At 61.7% G+C, this 19,030-nt stretch carries 20 protein-coding genes; 4 read left to right on the top strand and 16 right to left on the bottom strand.

Going from position 1 to position 19,030, the window contains the following annotated elements; translation table 11 throughout:
• Window positions 1-93 precede the first annotated feature (93 nt).
• The 3 genes from R5R73_RS05000 to R5R73_RS04990 are packed head-to-tail and all read left to right on the top strand — an operon-like array spanning window position 94 to window position 2,056.
• Window positions 94-342 (top strand): DUF1654 domain-containing protein, encoded by a 249-nt coding sequence (locus R5R73_RS05000; RefSeq protein WP_322529000.1) that lies wholly within the window; start codon window positions 94-96, stop codon window positions 340-342.
• A complete protein-coding gene (locus tag R5R73_RS04995) occupies window positions 339-785 on the top strand; it encodes a translesion error-prone DNA polymerase V autoproteolytic subunit (protein ID WP_322528999.1) in 447 nt (148 codons plus the stop codon). The genes R5R73_RS05000 and R5R73_RS04995 overlap by 4 nt, the downstream gene beginning before the upstream one ends.
• Window positions 782-2,056 carry a Y-family DNA polymerase gene (locus R5R73_RS04990; RefSeq protein ID WP_322528998.1) on the top strand — a complete coding sequence of 425 codons (1,275 nt, stop codon included), beginning with the start codon at window positions 782-784 and terminating at the stop codon, window positions 2,054-2,056. The genes R5R73_RS04995 and R5R73_RS04990 overlap by 4 nt, the downstream gene beginning before the upstream one ends.
• A gap of 139 nt (window positions 2,057-2,195) precedes the next feature.
• Here the strand turns inward: R5R73_RS04990 and R5R73_RS04985 are convergent, their stop codons facing one another.
• Window positions 2,196-2,858, bottom strand: a complete 663-nt coding sequence (locus R5R73_RS04985) for an SOS response-associated peptidase (protein ID WP_322528997.1) — start codon at window positions 2,856-2,858, stop codon at window positions 2,196-2,198.
• A 92-nt stretch (window positions 2,859-2,950) separates the two neighbouring features.
• On the opposite strand from R5R73_RS04985, the gene R5R73_RS04980 reads away from it, so the two are divergent.
• A complete protein-coding gene (locus R5R73_RS04980) occupies window positions 2,951-3,436 on the top strand; it encodes a hypothetical protein (protein ID WP_322528996.1) in 486 nt (161 codons plus the stop codon).
• A gap of 484 nt (window positions 3,437-3,920) precedes the next feature.
• Here R5R73_RS04980 and R5R73_RS04975 read toward each other — a convergent pair whose 3' ends face one another.
• The 15 genes from R5R73_RS04975 to R5R73_RS04905 all read right to left on the bottom strand — a co-directional run bounded on the left by R5R73_RS04975 (window position 3,921) and on the right by R5R73_RS04905 (window position 19,008).
• Window positions 3,921-4,514, bottom strand: a complete 594-nt coding sequence (locus R5R73_RS04975; protein ID WP_322528995.1) for a hypothetical protein — start codon at window positions 4,512-4,514, stop codon at window positions 3,921-3,923.
• Complete coding sequence (locus tag R5R73_RS04970; RefSeq protein ID WP_322528994.1) at window positions 4,511-6,799, bottom strand: hypothetical protein; 2,289 nt, start codon at window positions 6,797-6,799, stop codon at window positions 4,511-4,513. The genes R5R73_RS04975 and R5R73_RS04970 overlap by 4 nt, the downstream gene beginning before the upstream one ends.
• A 3-nt stretch (window positions 6,800-6,802) precedes the next feature.
• Window positions 6,803-7,606, bottom strand: a complete 804-nt coding sequence (locus tag R5R73_RS04965) for a hypothetical protein (RefSeq protein WP_322528993.1) — start codon at window positions 7,604-7,606, stop codon at window positions 6,803-6,805.
• Window positions 7,607-7,614: 8 nt separating this feature from the next.
• Window positions 7,615-8,982 (bottom strand): hypothetical protein, encoded by a 1,368-nt coding sequence (locus R5R73_RS04960; RefSeq protein ID WP_322528992.1) that lies wholly within the window; start codon window positions 8,980-8,982, stop codon window positions 7,615-7,617.
• A complete protein-coding gene (locus R5R73_RS04955) occupies window positions 8,979-13,700 on the bottom strand; it encodes a hypothetical protein (RefSeq protein ID WP_322528991.1) in 4,722 nt (1,573 codons plus the stop codon). Before R5R73_RS04955 ends, R5R73_RS04960 begins: the two co-directional genes overlap by 4 nt.
• A gap of 437 nt (window positions 13,701-14,137) precedes the next feature.
• The gene (locus R5R73_RS04950; protein WP_322528990.1) at window positions 14,138-14,539 is read right to left on the bottom strand and encodes a hypothetical protein; all 402 of its coding nucleotides are present in this window, start codon (window positions 14,537-14,539) and stop codon (window positions 14,138-14,140) included.
• Between the two features lie 73 nt (window positions 14,540-14,612).
• Entirely contained in the window at window positions 14,613-14,918 is a 306-nt protein-coding gene (locus tag R5R73_RS04945; protein WP_322529560.1) for a DUF1799 domain-containing protein, read from the bottom strand.
• A 32-nt stretch (window positions 14,919-14,950) separates the two neighbouring features.
• On the bottom strand, window positions 14,951-15,298 hold the full coding sequence (locus R5R73_RS04940) for a hypothetical protein (RefSeq protein ID WP_322528989.1): 348 nt from the start codon (window positions 15,296-15,298) through the stop codon (window positions 14,951-14,953).
• 79 nt (window positions 15,299-15,377) lie between these two features.
• Window positions 15,378-16,331, bottom strand: coding sequence for a phage tail tube protein (locus R5R73_RS04935; RefSeq protein ID WP_322528988.1), 954 nt, complete (start codon window positions 16,329-16,331; stop codon window positions 15,378-15,380).
• Entirely contained in the window at window positions 16,321-16,500 is a 180-nt protein-coding gene (locus R5R73_RS04930) for a hypothetical protein (protein ID WP_322528987.1), read from the bottom strand. Before R5R73_RS04930 ends, R5R73_RS04935 begins: the two co-directional genes overlap by 11 nt.
• Window positions 16,501-16,509: 9 nt before the next feature.
• Window positions 16,510-17,241 carry a hypothetical protein gene (locus R5R73_RS04925; RefSeq protein WP_322528986.1) on the bottom strand — a complete coding sequence of 244 codons (732 nt, stop codon included), beginning with the start codon at window positions 17,239-17,241 and terminating at the stop codon, window positions 16,510-16,512.
• The gene (locus R5R73_RS04920) at window positions 17,238-17,786 is read right to left on the bottom strand and encodes a hypothetical protein (RefSeq protein ID WP_322528985.1); all 549 of its coding nucleotides are present in this window, start codon (window positions 17,784-17,786) and stop codon (window positions 17,238-17,240) included. Before R5R73_RS04920 ends, R5R73_RS04925 begins: the two co-directional genes overlap by 4 nt.
• A complete protein-coding gene (locus tag R5R73_RS04915) occupies window positions 17,773-18,111 on the bottom strand; it encodes a phage head closure protein (RefSeq protein WP_322528984.1) in 339 nt (112 codons plus the stop codon). The genes R5R73_RS04920 and R5R73_RS04915 overlap by 14 nt, the downstream gene beginning before the upstream one ends.
• Window positions 18,112-18,114: 3 nt before the next feature.
• The gene (locus R5R73_RS04910) at window positions 18,115-18,657 is read right to left on the bottom strand and encodes a head-tail connector protein (protein ID WP_322528983.1); all 543 of its coding nucleotides are present in this window, start codon (window positions 18,655-18,657) and stop codon (window positions 18,115-18,117) included.
• 54 nt (window positions 18,658-18,711) lie between these two features.
• Window positions 18,712-19,008: a hypothetical protein gene (locus R5R73_RS04905; RefSeq protein WP_322528982.1), complete on the bottom strand. Its 297-nt coding sequence runs from the start codon at window positions 19,006-19,008 to the stop codon at window positions 18,712-18,714.
• Window positions 19,009-19,030 lie beyond the last annotated feature (22 nt).

Here is a 19,030-nt window from a genome sequence, read left to right as displayed (position 1 = left end):
ATTCCGGCTGTTGCCTGCGGATCCTCCATCTTGCCCATCGCACGACTTGCTAGATACTGTATGCGCGTACAGTATTATTAGGGAGCCGCTGTCATGTCCGCACAATTCAAAGCCGCCTCGTCATACCAGAGGCTCAGTCGCCGCATCCAACAACAGGTAGCACGTGCGCGTGATCGCGAGCAGTACACCGTCACGATCTATCGCTTCGATGACGACGATCCCGCCGCCTGGGATCGGCTGCTCACCGAGTTCGAGGAGCTGGACACCGTATCGGTCTCACGAACCGGCGTCGCCGAGGCGATCATCGACTGGAACGCGACGGGAGCGGAGGCAGCATCATGACGATTCCCGTCGAGTTCTTGGGCGGCGTCGATGAGCGGGCCCAGCCTGTCATGATCCCACTCGCCGCCGGCGAGGCCCGAGCCGGTTTTCCCTCGCCCGCCGATGACTACATCGAGGCCGAGCTCGATCTGATAGCGCACATCGTGCAGCACCCCAGTGCGACGTTCTATGTTCGCGCCGCGGGCGATTCGATGGAGCGCTACGGGATATTCAGTGGCGACATCCTGGTCGTGGATCGGTCGCTAGAGCCAGTCGATGGCGACACCGTGGTTATCGCGGTAGATGGCGAGATCACTTGCAAGCGCCTGGGGAAAATCGGCCAGCGCCCCTATCTGCTGGCCGGCAACGAAGCCTACCGGCCGATTCCGCTGGCGAATGCTGAGTGTCATGTCTGGGGTGTGGTCACGCACAACATCCATTCGCACCGAGGCGGCCGGGGATGATCGGGCTCGTCGACTGCAACAACTTCTACGCCAGCTGCGAGCGCGTCTTCCGCCCGGACTGGGAAGGCCGGCCAGTCGCGGTGCTGTCGAACAACGACGGCTGCGTGATCGCCAGATCGAACGAAGCCAAAGAGCTTGTCGAGATGGGAGCACCGATGTTCCAGATTCCGCCCGACATTCGCCGGCAGCTGATTCTGGTCTCGAGCAACTACACGCTTTACGGCGACATGAGCCGGCGCGTCACTGCCACGCTGCGAGAGTTCACGCCGGACGTTGAGATCTACTCGATCGACGAATCGTTCCTCGGCTTCGATGGGTTCGCGCTCGACGGGCTGATCGACCACTGCATAGAGATGCGTCGTGTCGTGCGGCGGAACACCGGCATTCCGGTGAGCGTTGGCTTATCGACATCCCGAACACTGGCCAAGCTCGCGAACAAGCGAGCGAAGAAAGGCGCCGGGAGAGACGGCGTGTGTCTGATGCAGCCGGATAGCGAAGAGACACGCGCGGTGCTCGAGGATCTGCCCGTCACGGATCTCTGGGGTGTGTCCGGGCGGCTGGGCCAGCGGCTGGCGCAGCTCGGCATCGTCAATGCCTGGCAACTGCGCACTGCTGATCCCAAGCGAATCCGCGCGCGGTTCAGCGTCGTTCAAGAGCGGCTGGTCTACGAGCTGCGCGGCATCGACTGCATTGACACCGATGACTACGGCGAGCCCAAGAAGAACATCATGACAAGCCGGTCGTTTGGCCGGCTGACATCTGACCCGTACGAAGTCCGGCAGGCGATCCGCGCGCACGCCGCCCGCGGTTCCGAGAAGCTGCGGAAGCAGGGCAGCGTGGCCCGGGCGATCCAGGTTCACCTGAAGACGAACAAGCATCGCGAAGATCTCGCCCAGTATCACCCTGCCCTGGTCGTGCAGCTACCGCATCCATCGAACGACACGCGTGTAATCGTCGGCGCCGCTCAAGTAGCCCTCAAGCGCATCTGGCGCGATGGGTATCGGTACATGAAAGCCGGCGTGATGATGCTGGATCTCGTAGACCAGGCTACCCAGCAGCACGATATCTTCGATTCCCCGAAGAGCGCCGCCGAACGTGAGCGATCGGCGAAGGCCTCGGCTGTCATGGATGAGCTGAATCGGCGGATGGGACGCGGCACGGTGCGGCTGGGCGGAACAAAAGGCAAAGCAGCGTGGAAGCTGAAAGCGAATCTATTGACGCAGCGATACACCACCCGGTGGGATGAGCTGCCGATCGCACGCCTGAGATGAAAAACCCGGCCGCGAGGGCCGGGTGTATTCCCGATCAAAGGAAATCACGCACGGACTTTTCGCGCGTGACATAGAAATTATCGGCCGCGAATCGATGCCGTTGAGTAAGAATTTGCTGACACTTCACGTCAGCGATCGGCTACAGCGGATTGATGAGCTGCGCGTTACGATCATCACCAGGCTTGTTGACTGCGGTACTGACCGGCCAATGTCGGATCAGGCCGGCGTCGATATGCCGAGTGACGCCACGGATGGCGTCGCGCTCGGTGAGGTGCGGATCCAGCCACGGTTCGAGCGAGTCATCATCAAGCGCCAGCGGCATTCGATCGTGAACATCTTTCGCACTCCCCCGCGCCGGTTCAGTAATGATCGCCACCCCGGGAGCCAGGTCATCCCCCCGGTCGGTCCAGATGCCTGCCAGGTATAGCGTCTGCTTATCGGAACGTGTCAGGTAGTGCGGCTGCTTTGGTGTCTCGGTTTTGACCCACTCGTACCAGCCATCGGCGGGAATGAGACATCGGTGATGCTTGAACGCCGACGCGAAGTAGCGTGACGTGGCGACGGTCTCGGCTTTCGCATTGATCGGCTGCGGGGCTTTAGCATCGGCCCAGGCCGGCCGATATCCCCACCAGAGCTGCTCGATCGTTACCGGCGCATCTTCGTCGGCACGACGCGCAACGCTGATCAACGTGCCCGGCGGCACGTTGTAGCGGCGCTCGACGTTGCCGAAGAGGTCAGGCTGGGCCACGGCCTCGGCCAACACCGAGAAATCCATGCTGTAGAAAGCGAATCGTCCACACATAATGTGCCTCTAGAGATTCGATAAATTACTATAGATGAATCGATGGAAATGACAAACATTGCAATAGCCCATGCTCAAAGCGGAGTCTCAATATGGAATGGATGGCGACTGCCCTGACTGGCTTACCAAATACTATACTTGGCTCACTGCTAACCATCAGCGCAGGCATTTTAATATGGAACAAGCAACTACAATGGAAATATAAGCATGAGCAAACAGTCTACCTATGCACGCTGATTAGCAAACTAGAAGCAGAGTTTGGAAAAATATTGAATCTTGCCGCGGTTCATCAAGTCAACTTGACCTACCCACCAATTGAAAACAACGTATACAAAATAATAGATTTATGTCATGAGCTGAGGGCGCTCTCTCACTCACTCAGGTTTATTGGGAAAAGGCATGCAGCTGATTTAGCCTTTGAGGCATACGATCTAGCCAGTAGTGAAAGTCAGAATTTGGCGCTAACCTTGCATGTATTTAGTGACAATGTCGAAGCGGTGCATGAGCAAATTTATTCGACTTGCACGACATCAAAAAAGGGTCTTATGGAAAAACTATCTCAACTAAACAAAGACTGACAACCTCTCCGCTTTGCATTTTCTCAACTCTTCGACGAAAAACAATCAGTAAACTAAAAACAGGAGACTGCAACATGAAGTGCCCTTGGCATCGAGTAGAGAAAAAGCTACTCCGTAGTAAAGAGATGACGCAAGACAGAGGAAGACATATCAAACCGATTAACGATCACTACTGCTCACATCGACACAGCCCGAAGCCAAGGAAAAGTATTGGTGCTCTGTCATGCGGAGGGGATCTAGAGGCATGCCCTTTGACTAAAGAACAACTCAGGGACGACCGCAAATTCGAGTGGAATAAGAACAGCGCGAACTGACGCAGATGCTTGGCGAGTAACACCCCGCCCCAGAACGAAAAAACCCGGCCGCTGGGGCCGGGTGAATCTACTTAGACTTTGACCCGAGCAGCACTCGAGCGCTGTCAGTATAGCGCCTGCCGCCCGGGCGGCTGAATGCGAGTATGCCGCCGCGTTGCGTAAGCGATCGGCTATAGATCGCCGGGCGTCAAACCCTCCCACGTCACCGCCTGCACCGCTTCCACCGTCTCGGCCGCTACGATCAGATTCTCGCCTCGTTGCCGGCGACCCATCAGATCCAGCGCTTGAGAGTACAGCGCGACTTTCGCCCGCACTTTTTCGACCAGCTCGTCTAGCGTTTCCGTGCCGTCAGTGCCATTGCGACCTGCAAGGATGCGGTTTAGCTTCGGCGTGGCCGGTGCATCACCGACGCGGCCGGCATCGACCCACGTCTGGTATGCGTCGGCCTCGACCTCTTGCGCGGTCCACGATTGGATCTCGGTGATCGGGTAGGTTTTCACCAGCGGGGCGACGGCGGCGTTGTAAGCAGCATTGAGCCGTTCCAACGCTTGCTCCCGAGCCTTTTCCATTGCACGGATGTGGTCGGATTCCGGCACGCTCTCGATCAATACCCACACATGCCCGCGCAGCTGCGCCATCTGGCCATCAGGCACGACGGGCGGTTCTCGGGTCGTCCAGTTGCGGGGGCGGCCTTCGCCTTTTTCCAGTGTTCGAGACCTGCCCGTCCAGATGCTGTTATCGCCGAGTTCGTAGATCGTGGTCATTGGGCCTTTATCCTCCATTCGAGCAGGTTGTTGTCAGAGGGTTGGTTGGGGATTTTGAACTCTGTCTGACTTACTGAACCTAACAGCACAGTCAGATATGGAGAACTTTCGTGTGCAACAGCGAGGTAGGAATCATCAGGACTAAACGTCGCACCGTGGCCGTAACCAACGTTACGTAGCGAAGGGGTTCCAGAAACCATGGACCAATCTAGCGTATTGTACACGTTAAGATATGGCGAATAACCAGTGCATGTAGCAAGGTAAGTGCCGTCATTGGTATACGCAAGCCCTCTGACTATCCCCGAGTAACCTGATCCAGGTAGTGTCGGTGTACCAGAAACTACAGACCAGTTGCTTGTATCAATTATTGTCAGATACGGAGAGTTATCAGAGCCAGCAGCTAAATATGATCCATCAGGACTGAATGCAACGGCATAACCATACCTTGGGAGGGCTGGAGTTCCGGAAACAACAGACCAGTTGCTTGTATCAATTACTGTTAGTCCAGGGGAATTAGCATGCCCCGCTGCTAGATAAGCGCCGTCCGGACTGAATGCAAGAGCATGGCCGTTATTCGGCAGTGTTGGAGTTCCGGAAACAACAGACCAATCCGACGTGTTTATTACTGTCAGACATGGTGACTCATAGTGCCCCGCCGCTAGATAAGCACCGTCTGGGCTGAATGCGACAGAGTAGCCGGTATTCGGCAGTGTTGGGGTGCCACTTACGACTGTCCAATCCGATGTATTAATCACTGTCAGATATGGTGAGCTGCCGTGTACAACAGCGAGGTAGCCCCCGTCTGGGCTGAAAGCAACGCCGTTTCCTATATCTGGCAGTGTTGGGGTGCCACTTACGACTGTCCAATCCGATGTATTAATCACTGTCAGATATGGTGAGCTGCCGTGTACAACAGCGAGGTGTCCGCCATCCGGGCTGAAGGCAACATTTCTACCTCCATCTGGTAGCACTGGTGTGCCTGATACAACATTGCTGTAACCTTCTTTCAGCGCCGGGAAAAGCGCCGCCAAATCAGGGTAATCTGCAATCTGATAGATCAGCCCGTCCATGCGCAGGGTGTCGCCCAGCGGCAGCTCCTTGGCCGTCAGCAGTGCCTGGCCGATCTCGACGCCGCCGGCTTCGTCGAGGGCGGTTTGCAACCCTTGCACATCGCCGATCTGATGCTGGTGAGACGACGGCGGATACGTCGCCGGCTTGTCCGTGACCTCGGTAAACGCCGGCCAGCGGGTGGCCATCGCTGGCTTGCTGGTGACATCCCCCCAGTCGTGCTGGTGAGACGACGGCGGATACGTCGCCGGCTTGTCCGTTACCTCGGTAAATGTCGGCCAGCGCGTTGCAGTCTCAGGTTTGCCGCTAATATCCGACCAGCCCACCCCTTCGATCGTGGCGTAGGCGTTGACCCACTCTGTCCCCGTCCAGTAGCGCATTCCTTCATCACCGGCCGCGGTGCTGAGATACAGCGCGCCGACGAGCAGCGGGTCACCGTCGTTGTCGGTCGCGGGGGCGGTCTCGTGCGGGCCGAGGTATCGGCGCAAGAAGTCGGCCAGGGCATCGGCGGCACTGCCGGCGCTGGTGCCGGCCGACTGCGCCGAGCCGGCGGCATCCTGCTTGTATCCGAGGACCGTCTGCTTGTCCTGAGCCACGGCCTGGCGATCTTGTCCCGTGGCAGTGCGGTCCTCGCCGGTTTGCTGACGGTCGAGCCCTGTCTGCTGACGATCCTCGCCGGTCTGTTGCCGGTCGGCAGCGGTGGCCAGCGCGTCCTGCCCGGTCGCTTCGCGATCGGCAGTGGTTGTCAGCACGTCCTGACCCGTTTGCTGACGATCGAGCCCGGTCTGCTGCCGGTCCTCGCCGGTCTGTTGCCGGTCGGCGGCGGTGGCCAGCGCGTCCTGACCCGTTTGCTGGCGATCGAGCCCTGTCGCTTCGCGGTCGGCGGCCACGGCCTGGCGATCCTGCCCTGTCGCTTCACGATCGGCGGTGGTTGTCAGCACGTCCTGACCCGTTTGCTGGCGATCGAGCCCGGTCTGCTGCCGATCGGCGGCGGTGGCCAGCGCGTCCTGCCCGGTCTGCTCAGCCTTCTGGGTCGCGGTTTCGGCAGCGCCGATAGCATCGCCCCGGGCAGTGTCCAGCTCCTGCGCCAGCGCGTTGAGCTGCGGCACCGCGCGCTGGAGAGACGCCTGATTCTCGTTGAATTTGTCGACGAACGGCTTTCGGTCGCCGTACTGAATTGGATCGAAAACGATCTCGTCTACCTGGGTTACAGCCATGGGTCAGACCTCTACGAACGTCGGTTTTGATTGATAGTTGCTGAGCCGGTTGTGCGTGTCGCCCCAGCCGCCCTTGAGACGAGCGAGAAACGCGCCGGTGAGTCGATCGGGACCGGCCCGGTTGGGGTAGCAGTCGACGAACACGTCGCCGACGATGCCGCGCTGGGCGAGTTCGATCAGGAGTCGGGAGCGATCCTCGGGGGTGAGGTTGTCGAGCGATACCGTCAGCTCACGCCAGGGTTGGCCACCGCCGATGGTGCGCAGCGTGCGTCCGGCGCTGCGCTGTTGCTGGCCGGGGTCGACCCAGTTGAGATCCACGCCCCAGCTCGGGCCGTATTCGCTCACGAAGCCGAGCCCCGCGACAATCCGCTGAACCTCTATCGCGCCGTCGGCGTTGTCCGGGTCGTCGATCGTCAGCTCGTAGCCGGTGCAGGGGATCGTCGGAACGTCGATGATCGTCAGCGGCTGCGATAGCTGGTCGTTATACGACGCCCCGAACGGATCGATGCCCGCCCGCCACACACCGGCCGGGACGTACTCGGCGGTGCTGATATCGTCGACCGTCGCAACGACATCCCCGTCGACCAGCACCCGGAGCGTCACGGTCGCGGCGCCGCTGAGGTTGTGTCCGATCAGCACCACGGCATCCAGAAACTGCAACTCTGGCAGGGTGGCACCAACCGTCTGTGGCGCGAGATCCGCGCTACGCCAGAGATATTCCCGCTCGTTGCGCTGCGTGTTGTCGATCGCGCACTCCGGCGCGGCGCTCGTCACGGTGAGCGCGGCCCGGTCGTGCACGTTATCCATGATCAATCTCACAGCCAGATCTCCAACTGGGCCAGGCCCTCAGCGGTCGAGCGGTTGACGGCGATGATCCGCCCCACCCGGCCCAATAGCGGTGGCTCGTTGATAGTGATGGTTTGATGCAGCTGTAGATCGATGCGGTAGCTGTCGACGCGGTAGACGTCGCGCCGCTCGGCGTAGAGTGCGAGCAGCCGGTCACGCTCCGCTGCTGCCTCGGCGGCGATCTGCAGCAGACTCTCTCGCGTCACCGGCTCGGCGCGGGGATAGCCAGTCAATGCCTGCTCGGCGACGCTCTCATTCCAGTCGCGCTGTAGCCGGGCTTCTGTCTCCGGTGCGTTGACCATGATGTCGCCGGCGACTGTGCGCAGGGTTGCGTCGTTGCGCTGCCAGCGAAACGTCAGTTTGGGCCAAGGGGCCTCAGTACGGTCTAGCGCTAACGTACCGTCGACGATGTCATCACGGGTCAGTGTGACGTCCGGTGTCGCGCTTGGCTCTCGCAGCACTCGCGCGGTGAGCCGACCCAGGGCATCGAGATACCAGTGCGCGCCGAGTCCCTCGCATAACCGATCGAGGATGTCGCGGCCACTGGTCTCGCCGTTGCTGTAGTAGCCCACCGTGACGTCGGGTAGATCCACGGTGCCGACAGTCAGCCCGTAGTGATCGGCAATCCACTGGATCATCGCCGCCGGGGTGTCGTGCTGCTCATGGCCACCAGCGGTTATATCACTCGATGTCCCAGGGTTATTGCTCAGCGTAAATCCGCCGTTATCCAGGTCTGGCGTATACGGCTCCTCATAGCCCAACTGACGTGGAGTAACCCCCAGAAGGGGCAGGTAGCTGATCCGGTAGTGCAGCGTCGTCGACTCGTCCCGAAATGCTGGCACGTTGTAGCACTGCCCCAGCAGCAGCGGCACGGGGCCGCCATCGTACGGGAGTTGGCCGGTGTCGATCGGCTGTTCGAGCACGCTGGACGCATCGACCACACCCAGCACGATCTCGCCACGCTCGGCGCTCTGGATACCGTCGTTGATCGCGCTGGCGATCTGCCGAAAATCACCCCGCGGCCAGTCCGGTGCGCCGAGGTATAGACGCACCGGGTGGCCGTCCCAGCGGTAATCACGCCAGTGTGTGATCTCCCCGTCGTCTATGAGACGGATGTCACCGAACGTGATAGCGCCATCGATTCTGGTCTCGATACCCACCGCCTCGATGAGTAACCCGGCGTAACGCGGCCGTGCCAGCCTCTCGCTGGCCGGGGCGAGATAGCCCCGGTCGGAGACCTGCTCGACGCCGTCGGCGTGCTCCAGTTCAGCCACCGTCACGCGCACGGCATTGGGCGATGACAGCCAGCGCTGCCACTGTGCATCGGTCAGACTCATGCAGTGCTCCGTGATTTCCGTGGGCGGGAGTTACGCGCCGCCGCTTCGCTGGCCCGGGCGGTACGCTCCGACGGCGCAATGACGGCGCCGGTGTTGTCCGCGACCGCGCCGGTAGCGGCGATGAGCGCGTCGACCTGGGTGCGCAGCCGGGCGTTATCGTCCGAGAGCCGATAGACAGCGCGGATCAGCTCGTCGATTTCCTGCCCTCCGCCGGGCTGTAAACCGCTGCCGAAGGCGGGCGGGATAATCGCCGGGGGCAGCGATTGCGAGGTTTCCAGCGCCTGCATTCCGGCGCGCACGGTGTCCGCGACGTCCCGAGTCAGCACCATCTCGCCCGAGTGCAGCTCGGCGCGGTAGCCGTCCCACGGCACGCTATCGAGCCCGCGCGCGTGAGAGCCATCCGACGGCCACTCTCGACCTTCGAACCGGCCGTACTTGAGATAGTGGCCATACGCGTTGACGATCTCGCCGCGGTCGATAGCCGCTTGAACGTCCGGGTTTTCCTGCAAGTACTGCTCGGACTGCTGGGCGAATGTCAGTTGTTCGCCGCTGCTCGAGCCGCCCCCGCTGTCTGGCGTCTGGCCAACGAGATCCGCCCCTTCCGGCAGTATCGATGCGAGCTGACTCGCCAGCCCTTCCGGCAGGAAATCAATCAAATCGGCCAGGTTGTCGATGCCGATCAGCGTGTCGATTTGCGTCTGCAACTGCGAGAGCAGCGTATCCTCGGCGCGCTGCTGAGCGCGTAGCGCCTGCTGCTGGATCGACTCGATCGAACCCAGCGAATCGATCGACTCGCCGTACTGGTCTTCGAGCGATGAGATCGCGTCCTGCACCTCGCCATAGGCCATAGCGTACTGCGACGACGACTGCCCGAACGCGGCCGCCGTCGCGTCCAGATACGCCTGCTTCGCACTATCGAACGCATCAATCGATGTCGGGTCGGTCTCGGCAGTGATTTGCGCCTGTGCGAACTGCCGCTGGGCCTCCTGATAACGCTCTAGCGGGTCGAGAATCGACTGATCCCCCAGCGCCATCCGGTCGGATATCTGCGCCAGCGACTCGAGCGCGCGCCGCTCATCTTCAAGCTGCTGCTGACGGGTGCTCGCGAGATCGTCAGCTGCTTGCATCGCTGCGCTGTAGCGACTGACGATACCGTCGATATCGTCAACGGCGCCGACATCGATCAGGTTTTGACTGAGTGATGCAGACGCGAGATTGAGCTCGTTCGCGATATCGGCGAGCACGTCTTCCAGCGTTGCACCGGCGACGCCGACTTTGGCAGCCCAGGCAGACACGACATTGTCGGTCGGCGTGTTGCCGGTAATGTCTTGATACTGCTGGACGATCGCGTCGCGGGTCTCGCCCAGCGCTGACGTATACTGCGATAGCGCCGGCGTCAGCTGATACAGCGCGACAAGCTGTTCTTGCCCCGCCGCCGTCATCAGGTCGATGCCGTCGGCTAGCTCGCGAACACCAGCCGCGGTTTGCGGCAACGTGTCGATGCCGACAGACGCCAGGCTTTCGGTCAGGCTTTCACGCATGTCAGCGAGCTTCTGCTCGTCGGTCATCCATGTGTCGTAGAACTGCTGAGACAGCGCGGCGAGCGGGTCGACCCCGCCGGCAAGCTCAGCAATCCGATTGCCGGCTTCGATGGCGCCATCGGCCAGAGCATCGAACTGCAGGTTCAGCGACTCGGCTGCATCAGCTAGCAGCGAGTTGGCCGCGATCGACGTCTGGATATCCGACAGCGCTTGCTCGATCTCGACGCTTGTATCGTTTGCGACGCCGATCGCGTAGTCGCGAATGTTGCCTGATAGTTCGTCGATCACGTTGCCGAGTTGCAGCGCTTGCGCCAACTGCGGCGCAAGCGTCTCGGCATTTTCGGCAGTGATATCCCCGACGCGGTTGATCAGCGCGTCGCCCACATCGCTCGAGCTATCGAGTAGCGACTGCTCGATGACATCAAAACGATCTTCGAGGATGTCGCCGAGCGGGTCGTTTTTGACGGACGAGTAGAAGCCGTCCAGATCTTCCGTCACGTTGTCGATCTGGTCGGCAGACGCGCCGCTGGCCACGATGTTGTCGAGCGTTGCGACAGCATCGAGAAAGTCGATCATCTCGTCGGGTTCGAACTTCTCCTTTTTGGTGAACCCGAACGACCCGAAAGCACTCTCGCGACCCCGGCCGAGGTCGCCGTCAGCGTAGTAGCCGCTGGAGTAGTACGGCGTCCCGCCTGCGCCGAAATCCCGATCCGGCGTCTCGGCGTAGTTGACGAAACCGGCTTTGTAGTCGCGTGAGCTACCGAAGGCAGAGTCGAGCATGCCGCCGAGTGCCGAACCCGCGAACGCGCCGATCGGGCCGCCGAAGTAGGTGCCGATTGCGCCGCCGATCGTTGAACCCCAGCTGGAGTTCGCTTCTTTGCCGAACAGGCTAGATCCCAGCTCGGTACCGACTCGGCTACCGACGTAAGAGGAGCCCATCGAGGCGAGGCCGTTGACGCCGGTGAAGTTGGACGTGGACCCGCCGAAATAGCTGGTGCCGTTGCTCGCGACATTCATTCCGGATGTGGCGCTACCCGCGAAGCCGCCGCTGTACGACGTCGGCGCACCCATCCAGTTGATCGAGCCAAAGCCGTCGACGATGCCGTTATAGACGTTCTGGCCGATGCTGGATAGATCGCCCAGACCACCCATCGAGCCGACCCCACCAGACGCGCCCTGACCACTCCCCTGCCCGGTGATCATCGCGGAGATGTTCATCGTCAGCGGCTTGGTGATCAGCTGGTGCGCGACCTCGGCAATGGTATCGAGGACGATATCCTCGAACTGATCCATCGCGTTGCCGGTGCCATCGAGAAAGCCGCGCCACATTTCCACGCCGGCATCATCGATACGCTCCAGACTGCGGACGGCCAGGGCGCTACTGGCGTCGAATGCATCACCGACCTGCGCCGCGGCCTGCTCGCCGGTGAATCCATAGACCTCGGCGGCATCGCCGGCGTTGCGGTAACTGTCATCCAGCCGCCGGATCGACTCGTCGAGCCAGGCGTTCGTCTTGTTCTCTTCCAGCGCGTAGCGGATGAGCGTGGCTTTGTCTTCGGCGTAATCGCGCTGGCTTTTCTGCAGCGGGTAGAGCGTGTCGAGCAGGGACTGATAGCTGTTATCGAGATCCTCGTTCGCTTCGGCGGTTTCGCTCGCAGCACCGCCCAGGTCGCTGACCGTGCTGACGGTTTCGACGCCCTGCTCACGCAGCAGTTGCAGCCGCTCGCGCAGCTGGTCGGATGCCTCACCGTTGGCGGCAAGCTGCTCTTCCGCTTCGCGTAGCGCCTCGTACGCCTCGCGGCGTGCGTCCGCATCCTCGCCCATGACCATTGAGTTACGGAACGGGCCAGGATCGTTGGATGTGGCGTTGATCTCTTCAAGCTGCTGGCGCGCAGCGTCGGCCTGCTGCTCGAGCTGCACCATCTGGGCCGTCAGATTGACGAGCTGACCTTCGACCGCCGCTTCGCTGTTGAGATTGATCGCGTTGGTCAGGTCGTTGACGCGCAGGGTCGCACGCTGCGCCGGCGCCAGCATCGCGTCGAGTTCTTCGTGATAGGTGAACAGCGCGCCAGCGGCGAGTATCGCCACGCCAGCGGGGCCGCCTACCAGCGCCAGCGCGCCGTTCATTGCACGTGCTGCTGCGGATGTCGCGGCGATCCGCGCCTGGGTGACGACGAGCGCTTGATTCAACCGACCGGCACCGCCCAACGCAATCGTCATCCCCTCGGCGATCTGGCTACCGGCAGACAGACCGTTCTTTCCAACGGTCAGCAAGCCGGGGCCGAGACGACGGGCCAGGTAGACCGTCGCCAGCGTACCCGCAACCGTGGCAACGTCTTCCAGAATTTCCTCGGCCCCGCCCGCCTGCTGGATCAGGGTCGTCAGGTCGCCGGTCACATCGGCGAGGCCAGGACCGAGATCTGCGATCAGGGTGTTGCTCAGCCCGGTGGCGACGCCCTGCAATTGATCCATCGCCTGCGCTGCCTCGACGGCCCGCTGGGTATCGATTTCCGACATCGCCACGCCAATGGCGTCGGCCTCGGCTGCGGCCTGGCGCAATCCGCGCGCGTTGTCGACCAGCAGCGGTTGCAGACGCACCATGTCATCGGCGAGAGATTCGAAGTAGAACGTACGCTGGCTCGGATCCTCGAGCTGATTCACCGCCTCGGCGATCTTGAGAATCTGCTGATCCGGAGAAAGGCTTTGCAGCTCCCGGATGTTCAGGTTCAGATTCTTGAATAGATCAGCCGCTTCACCGCCGCCCGTCGCGGCGAAATCGCCGACCTTGTCGCTGACATCCTTGAAAATGTCGCCCATCTTGTCGGCTTCGAGCCCGACCTGCTGGCCGGCATACTGCCACTGCTGCAGCGTCTGCGTGTTGACGCTGAGAGAGCGCGCCAGCGAGTCGACCTGCCGGATCATCTGCGCCTGGCCGGCAAGGTTGCTTACAGCGAAGGCACCGGCCAGCGCTGCACCCACGCCGCTGGCCGTGTTCTTCAAGAACTCCAGCTCACGGCTGGTCGAGTCGACATCCTTGGCAAACTGACGCGAGCGCTTGCCGCTATCGTCGAAACGGCGGTTCAGCTTGGTCAGCTGCTCGTCGGTCGCCTGAATCGCCCGGATACCACCCTTGGCGTCACCCTCGATGATCAGCGCTGTGCGGTACTGTTTTGCCATGACGACCTCGAATGACAGGCACAAAAAAACCCGCCGAAGCGGGCTTTGATCAATTAACGGATTATTGACAGGTATCGGGTGGTAGCTGCTCGATCGAACGCATACCGTCAGAGACCGAGTCGTAGACGGCGACACATGCCCCAACGGGAACCGCGTTGTAGGCATTGACCAGCTGAGGATCACCCCCAGCCGGGCGAACTATGTAGCTGTATGCCGAAACGTCTCCGATGTCGGATTCGGATAGACCGGCAAAAGCGCTGGCCACAATACCGCCGGCAAGAAACCCCCAGCCAGCCCGGGACCAGTTACTCTCACTGCCATTACCTGTATATGGCTGTACGTGGGACACGACTCCCACCAGGCGATTCGATGGATCCGAAACGGGGTAGCTTTGCCGTTCAAGTCCGCCACAACCAGCGACAGCTACTGCTGCGAGGCTAACGAGCATCCAGCGCATGATCGATACCATCAAAGACAGCCTGTGCGAATTCATCCTCATCCGTTCCGCCTAGTTGATACTTCGCCCGCTTTTCGGAGATCACTGATACACGACTGTTCGGATCAAGGTCCATGACGTTAACGCGCCCAACCTCTCCCCAGCTGAAACCTGCAATTGGCTTCGAAAAAAGAATCGTATAGACGTCACCTGAATCCTGAGTCGACGTCACGTCGACATTCAGTCCCTGCACGCTCTCCAAGGCCAGTCGCTTCGTCTGTTCATAGGGGGCGTGGTAATCCTTCGATACGCCAGCGGTGAGAGGTGCCTGCATGACATCGGATGAAGTGGCGCAGCCAGTGAGCGCTGCCAACGCCATGCCTGCCATTATCATTTTCAACATGTTGTTCCCTTGCGTGTAGTTAGAGTTGGCCAGTCAACTTTATCGATTGACCATGCCGACTTCCACCGCGCGGTCACCGCGCATTCATCGCCCCCAGCGCGCCGGCCTCGATCTTTTGCAGTTGGGCTAGGCGCTCGTCCTGCTCGTCGTAATCGAGCCGGGCGAGACGGGGGTGGCCATAGACGGCGGCATAGTCGAGCCCCTGATAGATGACGCCGCCCATGCCGACGGCGACACGCCACTGGGTCTGCACGGCGAGGAACAGCTCCAGGGCCGGCCAGTGCTCGGGCCAGACGCCGTAATGCTCTGGCTCTGCGTCCGTGGGCGCGTAGTCGTCGAGCCCCCACGCAGCGGCATCCTGTGCGCGATCATCCTGGATGCCGCCGCCTGCCCAGTAACGGCCGGCCTCTCTCAGTTTTTTGCGGCGGCCTCGCCCCGGCCTGCTTGTGCCTGGAACCAGCTGAGCACCAGCGGGCGGCGGACGTAGGGAATGTCCATCAGCTGCGCGACCAGCTCCGTGCTGAACGACACCGGGTTGCCGTCGGCGTCGGTCACGTCCTCGAGGCCGAGCAGATCCTGCTCGACGAGTTGGTCATCGGTGAGGGGATTTTCCTTGTCCCGCTGAGCCTGCACGATCTCCTGTGTCTTGCTGACCGAGTTCAGGCGCCAGCGGGCGCGGATGGTGCTGGGCTCCTTGGCGCCGGGAACCTCGATAGTGACGGGGACGACGATGTCGGTGATGGATTGAATCTGGAACATGGAGTGTCCTTGCGTTAGTCGGAAAAAACAGCGCCGCCCGAAGGCGGCGCGGTGAATCGCTGGTCGCGGCGGTGCCGGATCAGGTGAACTTGATGGAGACGTCGTCGTCCTCGGCGGCACTCGGCAGGAACCGAAGCCCCAGGTCGTAGTGCATGATGCCCTGGTTGTCGGTGGGCGAGATCGTGCTGAGCTGCACGTTCTGCCCGCTGATGGCGACGATGTTTCCCGCCGTCTTGCCGTGGGTGAGCACCACCGGCACCAGGGTCTGGCCCGCATGGCTTTCGACCTTCTCGAAGTAGTTCACGGTCGCGAGATCCGGGGCTTCGATGTTGGTCGAGCCGGAGACCTGGCGATCGGTGATCTCGACGCCCTCGTAGTTGATCAGGTTGCGGTACGGGTATTCGACGCCAAAGTCCATCGAGAACGACAGCATCCGCGCCGGGTTGCCGTCGATCGTGAACGCGCTGTTCTGCTTGTTGACCGGCACTTCTTTCGCCTGCAGGCCACGGGTAGCCCCGCTGGCGTCGCCGGCCGCCTCGGGCCGCTGGTAGAGACCGCGCAGCTGGAACTGCAGGTAAGGCAGACCCTGGCTGTCGCTGGTGATCGATGCGGTGGCGCGAACCCCGGTGATGTGCTGCTGCTGGGTTTCTTCGATCCACCACATTTCGAGCGATTCGAACGACTCGCTGACCGGGGCATAGGTCACGCTCTCGCTACCGACATCCGCCACGATCTCTTCGGAGAAGCCGCACACACGCAGCAGCGGGCCATAGCCCGGGGGCTCGCCAACGGTGCCGGAACCAGCCAGCGGCACGCGGACCGTGCGCTCGACGTACGGGCCGGTATTGACCTGCTCGAACGCGCCGAGGCCATCGCGCATCCGCTCGCGATCGACGGTGTTACCGGCGTACGGGTTGCCGCCTTCCATCATGACCACTTCGAGCAGCGTGGCCCCGGTCATGTCTGCGCTACCCTCGCCGTAGGTGGTTTCCATCTTGATCACGGCCAGGCGCTTTCGCCATTTAATCGGCATCGCCGCTCTCCTTCACGTTGCTGGATTTCGCCGGCGCCGCCTGGGCGGCTGGCTCGTTGGCCTTGGCGGGTGACTTGGCCTTGGGCTTGGGATCGGTCGCGGGCCTGGTGTACGCCACGCGCTTGCGTTTGCCGTCGCGGATCTCGTAACGGCCGCCTTGGTTGGGCATGGGGGTCTCCTATGTGGACTGAATCAGGCGCTGGTATCCGTAGAGCTCGCGCCAATAGACATGCCGGCCGGAAATCGCCGTGGGCTGGCCGGCCAGATACACCAGGGGCGACACGCCGTCGTCGCCGGTGTCCATGCCCAGCAGGACATCGCCAACAGCGCGGCGCTGGGCGTCGATGTCGTCCTGGTCAGCGACGATGACTACGGCAATCTGTTCGGTGACGGTCTGACGTACCGCCCAGGCGTCGAGGTCGTTGTCGGTGGACGTGGCGCCCACAACATGGACGAAGGCTGCCGGTATGGCCGGGGCCGTCATGGCCAGTGCGGCGGCCTGCAACTCGAAGTGGGCGCGATATTGGAGCGGCTCCGGCTCGTAGTCGGTGGCGGCGTCAGTGATCGACCAACTGACGGTGCCGCGGTAAGCAGCGACGCGGTCGATCAGGCTATCGGTCATGGTGCGCAGCGGGTCGAACTGCGGCGACCGCAGGCTCAGGACGTAAGTGTCGACGCGGCCCAGCCGGTAGCCGTCGACATCGATCTCGTTCCAGCCGACGAGCTGGTAGACGCCGTTGGTGGCCGGGGCCTGCTCGGGCAGGTTGAGCGGCCATAGGTTGCTGTCGACGACGGGGTCGACGAGCGAGACCAGTCCCGGGACGGTGTCAGTGCGCGCCGGCTCAGCGTCGCTCGAGCGCGCGGCAGTAAAGCCAGCGCCCTGCAGCTGGGTAATAATGGCGTCAATCATTGGCCTACCCCTTTGCGCCTCAAGTAATTGTTCAACCCCTGATAAAACAGGCTCTCGAAGGTGGAGCTATTGCGCTCGAGAGAGTTGGCCATGAACGGCTGAGGCTTCTGACCCGGGTGGAAATAGGAGTAAGTGGCGTTATGCCATTTCACCCCCCGCCCCAAAAGGTTGCGGCGGACGGTACGTGTGCCGGGGTCAACACCAAACTCGACCAGTTGCCCGACTCCCTCCTGACTGCGTCCATTCACCTTCCTGATCGGCCCGACGCGCAGGGCCACGGTTGACTGTGCCAAGCCAAGCCGGGCGCGAGCAGACTTCGACAAGGATCGTCGAGCCAGTGACGCCTTGAGTTGGCCGGTGACCTTGCCCGGATCCTTGCTTTGCTGAACGGGGACTAACTCTCCCATCGTGGCAAGGATTGGCTTCGTGGCTCGGTTGAGCCCTGCCCGGACTGCGCGAAACTGGAGTTCTGCCTCGAGGTCTGCCAAGGCCTCTCTGGCCCCATCAAAGGCTTCCTCTCGAATCTTGATTTCAAACCCATTCATGGCATCTGATCTCCAGCTCGCGACGACGCCCGTCCTTGTCCATGGGCCGACCGTCAACGCGATAGATTCGACCCTCATGCACCAGTCGCAGTGTCTCGCCGGTGGCGTTGGCGATGTCCTGCCGCCAGCGCAAACGAACGGTGTGCGTAGTGTCGCTGTTGGCCTTGTCGGCCTCGAACGTCATGCGGGTGCTGAGTGGCTTCACCTCGGCCCAGCGTGACTGGGCTTCCGGAATCCACTCTGTGGGCGTGGCGCCTGAGTCGGATCTCTGCCCTTCTCGATACCATTCGAGGGTGATTCGGTGTCGTAGTTGGCCGGCTCTCATAGGTCACCCCACTGCATGTCGGCGACATTCGAAGAGCAGCATCTCGACGCCCATGGGAACTTCGGACGACGAGCCATTCACGACGACGCTTTCGCGGTTCTCGTACCAGTGCCCAATCAGCAGCAGCAGCGCGATCTTGATGTCCTCGGGCGTCTGCTCGTAGCCGACGGTCGCGGTAATCGTGACGCTCTCTGGCTCTGCGATCGTGGCTGGCCAGCGGTCGCCCCATCGGGGGTACAGCCGGTGAGGGTCGCCGCGGGTATCAAGACGCAGTGCCTGCTCGTCCAGCGACTGGCTGTCTCCGGTTGGCGTGACGTAGTCGAGCGCGTCGATGGTCTGCACGGGATGCCAGGGCAGCTCGATGGCGTGGTCCAGCGGCGGGAAGCCATCGAGCACCACCGTCTCGGATCGTGGCCGGATGGCGGTCTGGGTATGCGCCTCGGCGTAGCGGTAGGCCGCGGCAATGAGCTGTTCGAGCAGCGCATCCTCGCCGGTATCGTCGGCGTCGATTCGGCGCTGGGTTTTGACCTCGGCCAACGTCAGCATCGCGTGATCTCGAATTCGTGAAGGGGGCCGGCGACGATCGCCGCCGGCATGGTGTTACTTGGTGGTCTTCTGAGTGCTGGTCTTGCCGCCTTGCTCGGCAGACTTGACGTCCTGGCCGTCCGGGTTCTGGCCATTGGTGGCGTTCGGGCCGGCACCCTCGGCCGTATCGGTCGGCGTGCCGGCATCGCTGGGTGTGGCGGCCTGCTTCGGCGCGTCCTTGGTGAAGACGGCGATCTTGCGCTCGACCAAGGATTTGGCGCGGTCGGCATCGAAGCCGGCACGGTCGCCCTTGGTGTAGCGATTCCACGGCTTGATGAATGTGACCGAGGTAGGTTTGGGTTGCTGGGCCATGTCGGGCTCCTAGGAGTAGAAA

The sequence above is a fragment of the Salinicola sp. LHM genome (assembly GCF_034479735.1).
Lineage (GTDB): Bacteria > Pseudomonadota > Gammaproteobacteria > Pseudomonadales > Halomonadaceae > Salinicola > Salinicola salarius.
Note: the sequence above shows the minus strand (reverse complement) of the source record. Positions and strands in the feature narration are given on the sequence as shown.